Origin of the sequence: Bradyrhizobium sp. AS23.2 (assembly GCF_001908185.1) — a bacterium.
Taxonomy (GTDB): Bacteria; Pseudomonadota; Alphaproteobacteria; order Rhizobiales; family Xanthobacteraceae; genus Bradyrhizobium.
In genome coordinates, this window is record NZ_LGHM01000021.1 from 25,787 (window position 1) to 38,146 (window position 12,360).

The window sequence follows — 12,360 nt, forward strand, 5'->3', positions numbered from 1 at the left end:
GACTGCGCAATGACTATGCAAGTCAGCAAGAACATTGGCGCAACCGACAAGGTTGCCCTTGATGTCCCGATCTTCGATCCCGTGGCGTTCCGCTTGAGCGACGAGCAGGCCGGCATCGTCACGCGCGCAAGAGAGATTGGTCAGAGCGTGTTCGCCAGTCGCGCCGCGACTTACGATCGCGAGGCGACCTTCCCGACTGAGAATTATCGCGACCTGCATCGCGTCGGCCTGCTCGGCATCGCCATTCCCAAGAAACACGGCGGACTTGGTGCGAACTACCAGACCTATGCCTTGGCTGCAGCCGAGCTCGGCCGCTATTGCGGTGCGACCGCCCTGACCTGGAACATGCATGTCTGCTCGACGCTGTGGTCGGGCCCGCTGGCTGATGATCTCGACATGGATGCGGAGACACGCGCGGAACACGAGAAGCGGCGCGCAGTCCACTACAAGCGCATCATCGAGGACGGTGCGATCTACTCGCAGCCATTCTCCGAGGGCGGTGCGGCAGCGGCAGGCGGCGTTGCCTTCGGCACGGAAGCAAGGCCGGTCGAGGGCGGCTGGGTCGTCAACGGCAAGAAGATCTTTGCATCGCTCTCCGGCCACGCCGACTATTACGGCGTGCTCTGCACCGAGATCGAGGAAGGCGAAAAGGCTTCGCGCCGCAACACCCTTTACCTGGCGATCCCCGCGACATCGGAGGGCGTCTCGGTCGTCGGCGACTGGGATCCACTCGGCATGCGCGGAACGGTCTCGCGGACGCTCCTGTTCAAGGACGTGTTCGTGCCGGATGATTCTGCGCTGATGCCGCGCGGCGTCTACTTCCAGGCCGCGATGCGCTGGCCGCACATGTTCCTGACGCTGTCGCCGACCTATATGGGCCTCGCGCAAGCCGCCTACGATTTCACCGTGCGTTACTTGCGCGGCGAGGTGCCAGGCATGCCGCCGGTCAAGCGCCGGATGTATCCGACCAAGCAGATCGCGGTCGCGCAGATGCAGATCAAGCTCGAGCAGATTAAGGCGATCTGGTTCCAGGCTGTCACGGAGGCGCGCGCCAATCCGAGCAAGGAACAGGTGCTGCGGGCCTATGCCGCGCAATATTCGGTGATGGAAGGCGCCAATGAGCTCGCCGCGCTCGCGATCCGCACCTGCGGCGGTCAGGCCATGCTCCGGGCGCTGCCGCTCGAGCGTATCTATCGCGACAGCCGCTGCGGCTCGCTGATGCTGCCCTGGACAGCCGAGCTCTGTCTCGACCGCATCGGGCGCGAGGCGCTGTACGAGGCCGGCGAAACGGACGATTGACGGTGGACCTCTGTAGTCTGATCGATCGCAACGCGGCGTTCGCGCCAGACAAGACGGCCATCGCCTTCGAGGGGCAGCGGCTGAGCTACGCCGCATTCGCCGCGCGAATCGAGCAGACCGCCACTGCCTTGAAGCAAGAATTTCGCGTCGGCCGCGGCGACCGCGTCGCGATCCTGAGCCTCAATCGGCCGGACTATCTGGTTCTGCTCTATGCATGCGCGCGGCTTGGCGCCATGCTGGTGCCGCTGAACTGGCGATTGGCCGTCGCCGAGCAGCTCTTCATTCTCACCGATGCGGGCGCCAAGGTCCTGGTGCTCGAGCAGGCGCTTGAGGCAGTTCTTCCAGAGCTTGCGCGGACTACGCCGGGGACTGCCGTCGTCGGCCTTGATTTCGAACCGCCTGGTGGCACCGCATTCGAGACCTTGCTGGCGCGCGGCGACGGCAGCAGCCAAAATCCGCACACCGACCTCTCCTGCCCACTCCTCATCGTCTACACGTCGGGAACGACGGGACGGCCAAAGGGCGCGGTGCTCCGTCAGGAGGCGCTGTTCTGGAACGGCGTCATGAGCCAGCACATGCACAACATGACGTCCGACGATCATGTGCTGACGGTGCTGCCGTTCTTCCATGTCGGCGGCCTCAACATCCAGACTACGCCGGCGCTCCAGATCGGTGCGACAGTCACGATTCATGCCCGCTTCGCGCCGGACACTACGCTCGCGGCCATCGAGCGAGAGCGGCCGACGCTGACCGTGATGGTTCCGGCGATCATCCAGGCCGTGAGCGAGCACCCCGCCTGGGCCACGACCGACCTCTCGTCGCTAAAGTCCGTCGCCACCGGTTCGACCATCGTGCCGCCACACCTGATCGACCGCTTCGTCGCGCGCGGCGTTCCGGTGCTCCAGGTCTACGGCTCGACGGAAACCTGCCCCATTGCCGTTTACACCCGCCTCGGGGGCGATCTTTCGCGGGCAGGATCGACCGGACTTGCGGGCCTGTGCTGCGAAGCCAAGGTGATCGATCAAGCCGGCACCGAAGTACCCGCAGGCACGCCGGGCGAGATCGCGGTCCGTGGCCCCAACGTGTTCTTCGAATATTGGGGCAATGCCGACGCCACGCGCGATGCGCTGCACGATGGCTGGTATCGCACTGGCGATATCGGCTTGTGCGACGCGGATGGCTATTTCTGGGTCCGCGACCGTAAGAAGAACATGATCATTTCCGGGGGAGAGAACGTTTATCCGGCCGAGGTCGAACGGGTGCTGCTCGAACACCCTGACGTCAGCGAATGCGCAGTGATTGGCCGGCCGGATCCGCGCTGGGACGAAGTGCCCGTTGCCTATGTCATCCAGCGGTCAGGATGCCGGCTCGAAGCGGACGAACTGAGAGTGCACGTGCAGACGCAGCTCGCGCGATACAAGGTTCCGCGCGACATCGTCTTCGTCACGGACCTGCCGCGCACGGCGCTGGGCAAGGTCCAGCATTTCCTGCTGAAGCAGCTCGATGCGCAGTCGCGCGCGCAAGGAGAAGCATCTTGAAGATTGCGGTTCTGGGTGGAGGAAACGGCTCTTTCGCGGCCGCAGGCGACTTTGCGCTATCGGGGCATGAGGTCCGGCTCTGGCGCCGCAACGCTGATCAGGTCGCAGCACATCGCGCCGCCGGCTCCCGTATCGTGGTGAAGGATCATAACGGCCGCCACGAGACGCAATTGGCACTGGTCACGACCGATATTGCCGAGGCCGTCAACGGTGTCGAGTTGATCCTGTGCCCTGCCCCCGCCTTCGCACAGCCGGACATTGCCCGCTCGCTTGCTCCGCATCTGCGGGATGGCCAGGTCGTGTTTCTGCCGCCGGCCACATTCGGCTCGATGATCTTCGCCCGAGCTGCGCGGGATGCCGGCAACCACGCCAGGGCGAGCTTTGCCGAGACCGGGACGTTGCCCTGGCTGACCCGCAAGCACGGACCATTCGAGGTCGCGATCACCATCCGCGCCAAGCGGCTCCCGGTCGGCGTGTTCCCGCTCGACCAGGCGCCGCACGCGCTCGAAGTCATCGGACGCGCTTTCCCTGATGCGATCGAGCCCTGTGGGGACGCGTTATCCGGCGCGCTGATGAACGCAGGCCCGATCATCCATCCGCCGCTGATCGTGATGAATGCGGGCCCGATCGAGCATTTCGAAAAATGGGACATCCACAAGGAGGGAACACAAGCTGCGATCCGCCGGGTGACCGATGCGCTCGACGCCGAGCGGATCGCGGTGCGCGAGGCGCTCGGATACGGCGCGCCGCATTTCCCGCTTGCTCACCACTACGCTAAGGAGGGCGAGATCTGGATGTATGGCCGCGGCTCGCATGACCGCCTGACCGACTCCGGCGACTGGCGTGAACGCATCGTGCTGACCGAGCACCGCTACATCCGCGAAGACTTGCGGCTTGGGCTGTCGCTACTGGTCTCCGTCGCCGGGCTGGCGGGCGTGGACACACCGCTTGCGAAGGCTTTCCTGGCCATCGGTGGTGCAGTCTGTGGCGAGGATTTTGCGCAAAGCGGCCGAACGCTCGAGGCGCTGGGACTCGGCAATCTCGGCAAGACCGAACTGCAGACGCTCCTTCGCAGGGGATTTTGACCGATGACCGGCCGCGCCAACATCGCCTGCCTCGGGGCCGGACGCATGGGACGCGGTATCGCCGTCGCGTTCGCCTATGCGGGGCACCGGGTTACGATGATCGACGTCAAGGCGCGTTCTGCGGAGGATTTCGTTAGGCTGGAAACGGACGGGCTCGGCGAGGTCAGGAAGACGTTCGCCAGCCTGTCAAACCTGGGGCTGCTGACCGAGGCAGATGTCGGCCCGCTCATCGCACGGGTCTCGGTTGTGCCGGCCAGCCAGAGCGGTCCAGCGCTTTCCGACGCGGGAATTATTTTCGAAGGCGTTCCCGAGGTCGTCGAGCTCAAGCGCGAAGTGCTGGGGTCCGCATCAAGGCAAGTCGGCCCGGATACGATCATTGCATCGACCACGTCGACCATCCTCGTCGACGATCTATCCGGCGCGATCGTGAACCCTCGCCGCTTCCTCAACGTGCATTGGCTCAATCCGGCCTATCTGATTCCGCTGGTCGAAGTTTCGCCCGGCAAGGCTACCGACCCCGCCATCATCGACGAGGTAAAGGCGCTGCTCGAGGGCATCGGCAAGGTGCCGGTCGTCTGCGCGGCAACACCAGGCTTCATCGTCCCCCGCATCCAGGCACTCGCGATGAATGAAGCCGCGCGCATGGTCGAGGAAGGCGTCGCCAGTGCGGAAGAGATCGACAAGGCGATCCGCTACGGATTCGGCTTCCGCTACGCCGTACTTGGGCTGCTCGAGTTCATCGACTGGGGTGGCGGCGACATCCTGTACTATGCCAGCCGCTATCTCGAGGGCGCGCTTGGCAGCGACCGCTATCGCGCGCCGGACGTCATTTCCCGCAACATGCATGAAGGCCGGATCGGCCTGCGAACGGGCGCAGGCTTTCTTGATTATTCGGGCATGGACGTCGATGCCTATCGGGTAAAGCGGCTTCAGGCCATGGTGGACTTGCTCCGGCACTTTGACCTGGCTCGCCCGCCCGTGCTCGACGGCAACTAGCCGAAGACGTCCTGCAGCACGCCTTCCCGCACCACCGCGACGCCATCGAGCTCGATCGTCGTTCCCATCATCGGCAGATCGAAATGCCCCGCGGTGTAGCGGCCGGCAAATTCGTTCGCGCCGGTCGAGAACAGGAAATTGCCGGAGACGGCACGAATCTCTGTGCCGTTGGTGTCGCGCTGATCGTACATCGATAGCGCTTCGTAGCGCGCGCCCGGATTCATGCCGAAGCCGACATGCGACACCGCATAGGCTTCCCGATCGCCCCAGGCAGCGAGATAGGCGCGCATCATCGCCGCATCCGTGCCCTCGCCTTCCAGCTCGACGACATAATCGTCCTTCAGCGTCATCTTCACCGGCGACGCCAGGTAACGTTTGAAGGTGAGGTTGATGTCGCCCGGCGCCATCACCAGCGTGCCGTTTATCGTTCCGCTCTTGGGAAAGCTGACGACGATGCCGCCCGGCCAGTGCGCGAGCGTGCCCGGCTTGTCGGTCCAGCCCCATACGCCGACCGTTGAAGCTCCAACCATATCCACGTCGAGCGCCGTACCGGCCTTCGAAGTCACGCGCATCCGCTTGGTCCCGCGCAGCATCTTTGCCGCAGCACGAACACGCTTCTCAAGTGCCGGATCCGGCACCATGCGCTCCAACGCCTCAGGATGCTCGTTGGAAATCACCAGGATTCGCGCACCGGCCTTCAGTATCTCGGGCGTTTCCACGGCATGCATCAGGCCCTCGATGGTGCAATCCACCACAAAGCCGGCCTGCTGAAGCGCAGTGATGACTGGACCAAGTCGCTGGATCGCCTCGCTCGCCCCTGTCGAGCGAACCGGCACGACGTGGCGGTTGCGTGGGGTCGGCATCACCACATGAAATGGCCGCGCGCCCATGCGCAGCAGCGCGAGCTCCGCCAGATGAACATTCAACGCGCGCGATTGCGTCTCCGAGAGGATTGCCGCGGTGTCGCCAGCTTTGACGGCGCATCGCTCGAAAATCTCGCAAAACGCGTCGATCCATTTTGCTTCGATGCGATCAGCCAGCATGTTTCACTCCCGGTACGTGGTTTCTTGTTCAATTCGTTACGCCTCGGGGAAACCCCGAAGCAGATATGACCGCACGGCTCCCAACAGGCCATTCAGGATCAAGCCCAGCAGCGAGATCGTAATCAGTGGCACGAACATGTCCACGGCCTGAAAGGTCCGGGCCGCCGTGACCAAGGCATGACCCAGTCCATCCGTCGACGTGATCATCTCGGCCAGAAACACCACGATGCAGGAAATGACAAGGCCGATCCGGCAGCCGGTCAGGATTGACGGCATCGCCGCCGGCAACACCACCTTGAAGAGGATTTCGTAGCGCGGTGTTCCCGCCGCCATGGCCGACCAGATCAGCTTCTGCTCGACCGTCGACGCGCCGTAATAGGTGGACAGCAGAATAGGAAAGAGTGCGTCCGCAGCGACCAGCGTGATTTTCGATCCGTGGCCGAAACCGAGCAACAGCAGGAGTGCCGGATAGAGCGCAACCTTGGGCAACGGCGCCAGGACGCGCACGATCGGCCGAACCACAGCATTGATTGCAGGGCTGGCGGCGGCCGCAATGCCCATGCCGACGCCGAGCACGACCGCGATCGCAAAACCGGCAAACAGCCGGATCAGGGTCGCCGCAATCTCCTGCTGAAACGTCCACGTCACGAGCTGCTGGAGCAGCCGGCTGAACACGAACCCGGGCGGCGGCAACAAGACGGCCGGTGCGAGGCCTGACGAGACGATGCCCTGCCACACAGCGATCACCAGCACGATCGGCGCGAGCCCAAGAATGACGTTTACTGAGAGAAGTCGCGATATCATGAGAAGCTCAGCGGCATGTCGAACTGAGGCTCGGACCAGCGGACGAGCCTGGCTCGGATCCGCTCAAAGATCGCATCGAGGCAGATCCCCATGGCCCCCACGATGATGATCATCGCAAAGACGGTGTCGTATTGGCCCATGTCGAGCGCATTGAACAGGATGTTCCCGGCCCCGGACTGGCGGGCGATCATCTCGCTGGTGATCATCGTGATCAGCGCCAGCACCAGCCCGGTACGGCACCCGGTCAGGATCTCCGGCAACGCCGCAGGCAATACGATCCGCACCAGGCGTTGCGCAGCCGAGAGTCCCATCGCTGCACCAGACCACAGCATCTTCTCTTCGACCGCCTTGGCGCCCTCGAAGCTGTGATAGATCACGGGCAGACTGACGCCGAGAAAGATCACCAGCGTCTTCGTGATGTCGCCAACGCCCAGCCACAGCATGATGATGGGCATCAATGCCGCCTTCGGCACCGGATAGATCACCATCAGCAGCGGATTGAAGAAAGCGGCGACCGCCCGGCTCCGCCCCATCAAGAGGCCCAGTGGAACCGAAACAAGCACGGCGACGCCAAACCCGATGGCCATCCGGCGAAGCGAAGCCAGGATGTTGATCAGCGATTCCTTGTCACCAAGGATGTCCGGGATCGCGCGGATCGCCTCGATCGCCGTTGGAAAGCTGTCATTCTTCAGCGCCAGCGACGCGACCTGCCACACTGCCAGCAGTCCGATGCAAGCCAGCACCGGGGCAGCCCGTCTGGTCAAGGCAGCCGCCGACATCATGAGGGAGATCCGGTCTCGTCGCTCTCATCGAACATGCGCTCGATATCAACGACATACTTCTGGTAGCGCGGATCGAGCAAAAGCTCGTTGCGGCGCCGCGGCCGCGGCAAGTCGATGTCGATGACCTGCCGGATGCGGCCGGGCGATTTCGACATCATCACGACCTTGTCCGACAGGAATACGGCCTCGTCGACTGAGTGGGTGACGAACAGCACCGTCTTGCGGTCACGCTCCCAGATGTTCAGGAGGTCGTTCTGCAGGCGCGTCCGGGTGTGAGCGTCGAGCGCTCCGAACGGCTCGTCCATCAGCAGGACTTCAGGATGGTAAGCCAGCGTCCGGGCCAGTGCCACACGCTGCTTCATGCCACCCGAAAGTTCCTTGGGATAGAAGTTCTCGTAGCCTTTGAGGCCGACCATCTCGATCAAGGCCCGACTCTGCGCTTCAGCCTCGGTGGCGCGCACACCTTTCTGGCGCGGGCCATACATCACATTGCCCAGCACGGTCTTCCACGGAAACAGAGCGAACTCCTGGAACACGGGACCGCGATCCGGCCCCGGCCCCGTGATCGCCTGTCCCTTTATCTTGGCCGCGCCGCTGGTTGGGCTGACGAAGCCGCCGACGATGTAAAGCAATGTCGACTTGCCGCAACCGGATGGGCCGAGGATGGAGACGAAGGCTCCTTCTTCGATCGTCAGCGAGATGTCTGATAACGCCAAATGATCCTTGCGCGTCGAGGTCTGAAAAACCTGCGAGACGCGGTCGATCTCGATAATCGCGGAAGCCGGTTTTTGCGATACCACCGGTCTCACCCATTCACTCGATCTCGAAGGCAATACCTTCATCCCGTCTCTCGCTTCACTCGCGCACACACGTCGCTTCGTTAGCCTGCTGAAAGTCCTTCTTCAGCGGCACGAGCTTAGCAAGAAACTTGCCAGACCACTGGCTGCTTCCACACAGGCACGGCGCGTCATTCGAACCAGGGCCATTCTGCCGGGCCCTCATGCGTAACGGCTCCGCCCGGAGCCTGGCCGACCAGTCGCGCGTATTTCGCGAGCGCACCTGCGCGGTGACGAGGCGGCCGTGGCTTCCAATCACGCCGGCGTGCACCGAGTTCCTGCTCGTCGACCAGCACATCCATCCGCCGGTTTGCGGCATCAATCCGGATCCTGTCTCCGTCGCGAACAAGCGCTAGCGGACCGCCAACAAACGCTTCGGGGGACACGTAACCAATGCACATGCCGCGGGTCGCGCCGGAGAACCGGCCATCAGTGATCAAGGCCACCTTCTCGCCCATGCCCTGCCCGTAAATCAGCGCGGTCACGCCGAGCATCTCGCGCATGCCGGGGCCACCGACCGGCCCTTCATTGCGGATCACCAGCACCTCGCCCGCCTTGTAGCTGCGGCCGCGCACCGCTGCTACGCAAGCCTCCTCGTCCTCGAACACGCGCGCCACGCCTTCGAAGAACTGGCTCTTCAGGCCTGCGACCTTGATCACCGCACCATCGGGACAGAGATTTCCCTTCAGCACGGCCACGCCACCGTCGGGCATGATCGGTGCGCGAGCCGCGTAAACAACCTCGCCATCGGGCGCGTTGGCCGCGCCATATTCTTCGGCAAGCGTGCGGCCCGTGACGGACAAGCAGCTGCCATCGATATGCCTGCTCTGGATCAGCTCGCGGATCACAACGGCCGCGCCGCCGATGTCGTAGACATCCTTTGCCGTGTACTTGCCGCCTGGCCGCAGGTTTCCGATCAGCGGCGTCCTGGCAAAGACCTCGCCGACATCATCGATCGTGAACGCGATGCCGGCCTCGTTCGCGATCGCCGGCAGATGCAGGGCGGCGTTGGTCGAGCCGCCCGTGGCGGCGACTATCGCTGCGCCGTTCTCCAGGGATTTCCGCGTCACGATGTCGCGTGGCAGTGGCCCGCCACGTTCCAGCATCTCCATGATCAGCCGCCCGGCGCGTCGGGATATCTGCGCGCGTTCGGCATAAACACCTGGCACCATCGAGACGTTGGGAATGGTGAGGCCCATCGCCTCCGACACCATCCCCATGGTGTTCGCGGTGAACTGGCCGGCGCACGCGCCGATGGTCGGCAGGCAGGCTCGCTCGATCCGCTCGAGCGTGGCGCCGTCGATCTCTCCGGTCATGAAGCTGCCGACAGCCTCGTAGGAGTCGAGCACCGTCAAGGTCCGCCCGTCCACGCGCCCCGGTAACGAGCTGCCGCCGTAGATGAAAATGGATGGCACGTTGCAGCGAACCATGCCCATCATCACGCCGGGTAGCGTCTTGTCGCATCCGCCGTATCCGATCAGCGCGTCGTAGGCGAGACCATGGACGACGGCCTCGATCGAATCGGCGATCAGCTCGCGCGAAAACAGGGAGAACTTCATCCCCTCGTGATTCATGCTGATGCCGTCGGAGACCGACACGGTCGAGAATTCACGCGGCGTGCCGCCGGCCTCCTCGATTCCCGTCTTGGCCGCGGCCACCTGGAAGTCGTGAGTCATGTTACAGGGCGTCTGTTCGCCCTTCATGCTGACGACGCCCACCATCGGCTTGGCAATCGCAGCGTCGTCGAGACCCATTGCGCGCATGAATGCACGGTGCGGGGCCCGGTCGAGGCCGTCTGTCGTGACCCGTGATCGCAACTTCTTCATGTGTGCGTCTTCTTGATGCAACGTCCCGAACCAACCGGGACGTCGCGGTCTCCTTCTGCGATTAATTGGCTCTGTCGCCTATTGCAGCGGTGCGACGATCGTCGGATGCTTGAACTGCGCGGCGTCCAGCTTCGGCAGCAAGCCCGTCTCCGCATAGATATCCAGCATCTTCTGGATCGCTGGAAAGTTTGGCGCCGCACCTGGTTCGCGACCAAAATCGTTATCCTTGAGCAGATAGGTCTCGAGCACCGGAACGGGCGCCTTCAGCACTTCGGACACGACCTTCAAGGTCTCTTCGCGGTTTGCCAGCGCCTTCTTCATGCCCAAGGTAATGTCGCGAACGTAAGCCTTGACCAGCTCCGGATTCTTGTCGACGAAATCGGCGCGGCAAGCTTCCAGGATGTGCACGATGTTCGGCATGGCCTGCGATAACGAAAACAGCTTTCGGGTGCCGCCCTTCGCCTCGGCGCGCGCAGCGAACGGCTGGTTCATGTTGACCGCGTCGACGCGACCCTGGCGCAGCGCATCTTCGGAGACGGCAAAGCCGACCTCGACCAGCTTGATGTCCTTGGCCGGATCGACGCCATTCTGCTTGAGTAGCAGGTTGAAGGGGCCTTGCGTGCCGCCGCCAATGACGGAAATGCCGACCGTCTTGCCCTTGAGATCGGCAATCGTCTTGATCGGCGAGTCGTCCTTCACCGCCCAGTAGACCGAGAAGCCGCCGGGCTTCTCGAAGACATGCTGCGCTACGATGTAGGCCTTGAGATTGCCGCCCACCACGCCGTTGGCGAGCGACAGCGGCGCTTGCGTGGCGCAATCCAGTGCACCGGCTGCCAGCGCCTGCGTCATCGGCGCGGTGCCCTGGAATTGGGTCCATTCGATATTGTAGGTCTTGCCGATATCGGGAAATTCAGCCGGGCGGCGCATCATCCAGTATTTGGATTCCTCGGCCGGGATCGTCCAGCCGACGCGGATCGTTTGCTGCGCCCACGACGAGGTTGGACCCGCGCTCACCGCCGCTGCCGCCCCCAAAGCCAGGATCCACTTCGAAACGGTTCGCATCGTGCCCACTCCGCTGCTCCGGCGCCGACCGGCGCCACCCAACCCGACCGCCTCAAATGTTTCATGGTTCAAACAGTCAGGCAAGCCATGCGAGCCGGGCGGTTTCGCGGTGGGATGCGCCATGTATGGTAGAGCAACGGTCGCGCAGCGCTACACCGCGGCAGAAGGAGGCAACCTATGGCTGATGTGAGCAAGGCAAACCCGCAAGGCGTCGAGAGGCTCGGCTATCTCGGCCTTGGACTCATGGGGACGCCCATGACCCGGCGTCTGCTCAAGGCTGGCTATCAGGTCACGGTCTGGAACCGTTCGGAGGGCAAGGTCGCTCCGCTCGTCAAGACCGGCGCCAAGCGCGCAGCCACGCCTCGTGACCTGTTGGCGAACTCGGAGATCGTCTTCATGTGCGTGACGGATGCCGCTGCCGTCGAAGAGGTGATCTTCGGGCCTGAGGGTCTTGCAGCGGCTCCGGGCGCAGGCAAGCTTGTCGTCGACTTCTCGTCGATTCATCCGGACGCCGCGCGCGATCTTGCAACGCGACTGAAAACTGCGAACGGCGCAGGCTGGATCGATGCGCCGGTGTCCGGCGGCACCAAGGGCGCCGAGGAAGGCACGCTCGCGATCATGGCCGGCGGCGAAGCAGCCGACATCGAGAGGGCACGGCCTTATGTGCTGGCCATGGCGCGCAGGTTCACCCATATGGGTCCTACCGGCTCCGGCCAGACCACAAAGCTCTGCAATCAGGTGATCGTCGGATGCGCGATGGCTGTGCTTGCCGAGGCAACGCGCCTTGCCGTAAACGCCGGAATCGACGCCAATCGATTGCCTGAAGCGCTCGCCGGCGGCTTCGCGGATTCCATTCCGCTTCAGCTCTTCGTGCCGCGAATGGTCCAGGGGATTCACTCACCGCCGCTCGGTCACATCGCAACGATGCTCAAGGACCTCGATACGGTCGCCGATGTCGCGCAGACGACGTCCACGCCTGTGCCAATGGCCTCGCTTGCAGGACAGCTTTTCAGGCTCGCCAAGGCCGCGCGAGGGGCGGATGCGGATGCGCTGGAGATCTACAAGCTTTCAGCGGCAGAGCGCTAAAGC

Annotated in this window: 11 protein-coding genes; 5 read left to right on the plus strand and 6 right to left on the minus strand. The window is 63.5% G+C overall.

Annotation, left to right across the window (positions count from 1 at the left end; translation table 11 throughout):
- The first annotated feature begins 9 nt into the window (after positions 1–9).
- Genes AC630_RS04280 through AC630_RS04295 form a run of 4 tightly spaced genes read left to right on the plus strand, consistent with a single transcriptional unit; the run spans position 10 to position 4,918 of the window.
- Entirely contained in the window at positions 10–1,299 is a 1,290-nt protein-coding gene (locus AC630_RS04280; protein WP_074117229.1) for an acyl-CoA dehydrogenase family protein, read from the plus strand.
- 2 nt (positions 1,300–1,301) lie between these two features.
- Entirely contained in the window at positions 1,302–2,837 is a 1,536-nt protein-coding gene (locus AC630_RS04285) for a class I adenylate-forming enzyme family protein (protein ID WP_074117230.1), read from the plus strand.
- Positions 2,834–3,922, plus strand: a complete 1,089-nt coding sequence (locus tag AC630_RS04290; protein WP_074117231.1) for an NAD/NADP-dependent octopine/nopaline dehydrogenase family protein — start codon at positions 2,834–2,836, stop codon at positions 3,920–3,922. Before AC630_RS04285 ends, AC630_RS04290 begins: the two co-directional genes overlap by 4 nt.
- 3 nt (positions 3,923–3,925) lie before the next feature.
- Positions 3,926–4,918, plus strand: coding sequence for a 3-hydroxybutyryl-CoA dehydrogenase (locus AC630_RS04295; protein ID WP_074117232.1), 993 nt, complete (start codon positions 3,926–3,928; stop codon positions 4,916–4,918).
- On the opposite strand, the gene AC630_RS04300 is transcribed toward AC630_RS04295, so the two are convergent.
- From AC630_RS04300 to AC630_RS04325, 6 genes are all read right to left on the minus strand, one after another.
- Positions 4,915–5,961, minus strand: coding sequence for a 2,5-dihydroxypyridine 5,6-dioxygenase NicX family protein (locus AC630_RS04300; RefSeq protein ID WP_074117233.1), 1,047 nt, complete (start codon positions 5,959–5,961; stop codon positions 4,915–4,917). The genes AC630_RS04295 and AC630_RS04300 overlap by 4 nt on opposite strands.
- 36 nt (positions 5,962–5,997) lie before the next feature.
- Positions 5,998–6,765: an ABC transporter permease gene (locus tag AC630_RS04305; protein WP_074117234.1), complete on the minus strand. Its 768-nt coding sequence runs from the start codon at positions 6,763–6,765 to the stop codon at positions 5,998–6,000.
- Positions 6,762–7,547 carry an ABC transporter permease gene (locus AC630_RS04310; protein ID WP_074117235.1) on the minus strand — a complete coding sequence of 262 codons (786 nt, stop codon included), beginning with the start codon at positions 7,545–7,547 and terminating at the stop codon, positions 6,762–6,764. Before AC630_RS04310 ends, AC630_RS04305 begins: the two co-directional genes overlap by 4 nt.
- Positions 7,544–8,389, minus strand: a complete 846-nt coding sequence (locus AC630_RS04315) for an ABC transporter ATP-binding protein (protein ID WP_074117236.1) — start codon at positions 8,387–8,389, stop codon at positions 7,544–7,546. The genes AC630_RS04310 and AC630_RS04315 overlap by 4 nt, the downstream gene beginning before the upstream one ends.
- Before the next feature lie 125 nt (positions 8,390–8,514).
- On the minus strand, positions 8,515–10,209 hold the full coding sequence (ilvD, locus tag AC630_RS04320) for a dihydroxy-acid dehydratase (protein ID WP_074117237.1): 1,695 nt from the start codon (positions 10,207–10,209) through the stop codon (positions 8,515–8,517).
- 78 nt (positions 10,210–10,287) lie between these two features.
- Complete coding sequence (locus AC630_RS04325) at positions 10,288–11,271, minus strand: ABC transporter substrate-binding protein (protein WP_074117305.1); 984 nt, start codon at positions 11,269–11,271, stop codon at positions 10,288–10,290.
- Positions 11,272–11,448: 177 nt separating this feature from the next.
- Between AC630_RS04325 and AC630_RS04330 the strand changes: the two genes are divergently transcribed.
- Entirely contained in the window at positions 11,449–12,357 is a 909-nt protein-coding gene (locus tag AC630_RS04330; RefSeq protein ID WP_074117238.1) for an NAD(P)-dependent oxidoreductase, read from the plus strand.
- The last annotated feature ends 3 nt before the right edge of the window (positions 12,358–12,360 follow it).

Excerpts from the sequence above, each read along its gene's own strand:
- AC630_RS04310 (WP_074117235.1), bottom strand. The coding sequence starts at position 7,547 with ATGATGTCGGCGGCTGCCTTGACCAGACGGGCTGCCCCGGTGCTGGCT.
- AC630_RS04325 (WP_074117305.1), bottom strand. The coding sequence starts at position 11,271 with ATGCGAACCGTTTCGAAGTGGATCCTGGCTTTGGGGGCGGCAGCGGCG.
- AC630_RS04300 (WP_074117233.1), bottom strand. The coding sequence starts at position 5,961 with ATGCTGGCTGATCGCATCGAAGCAAAATGGATCGACGCGTTTTGCGAG.
- AC630_RS04315 (WP_074117236.1), bottom strand. The coding sequence starts at position 8,389 with ATGAAGGTATTGCCTTCGAGATCGAGTGAATGGGTGAGACCGGTGGTA.
- AC630_RS04280 (WP_074117229.1), top strand. The coding sequence starts at position 10 with ATGACTATGCAAGTCAGCAAGAACATTGGCGCAACCGACAAGGTTGCC.
- ilvD (WP_074117237.1), bottom strand. The coding sequence starts at position 10,209 with ATGAAGAAGTTGCGATCACGGGTCACGACAGACGGCCTCGACCGGGCC.
- AC630_RS04330 (WP_074117238.1), top strand. The coding sequence starts at position 11,449 with ATGGCTGATGTGAGCAAGGCAAACCCGCAAGGCGTCGAGAGGCTCGGC.
- AC630_RS04295 (WP_074117232.1), top strand. The coding sequence starts at position 3,926 with ATGACCGGCCGCGCCAACATCGCCTGCCTCGGGGCCGGACGCATGGGA.
- AC630_RS04305 (WP_074117234.1), bottom strand. The coding sequence starts at position 6,765 with ATGATATCGCGACTTCTCTCAGTAAACGTCATTCTTGGGCTCGCGCCG.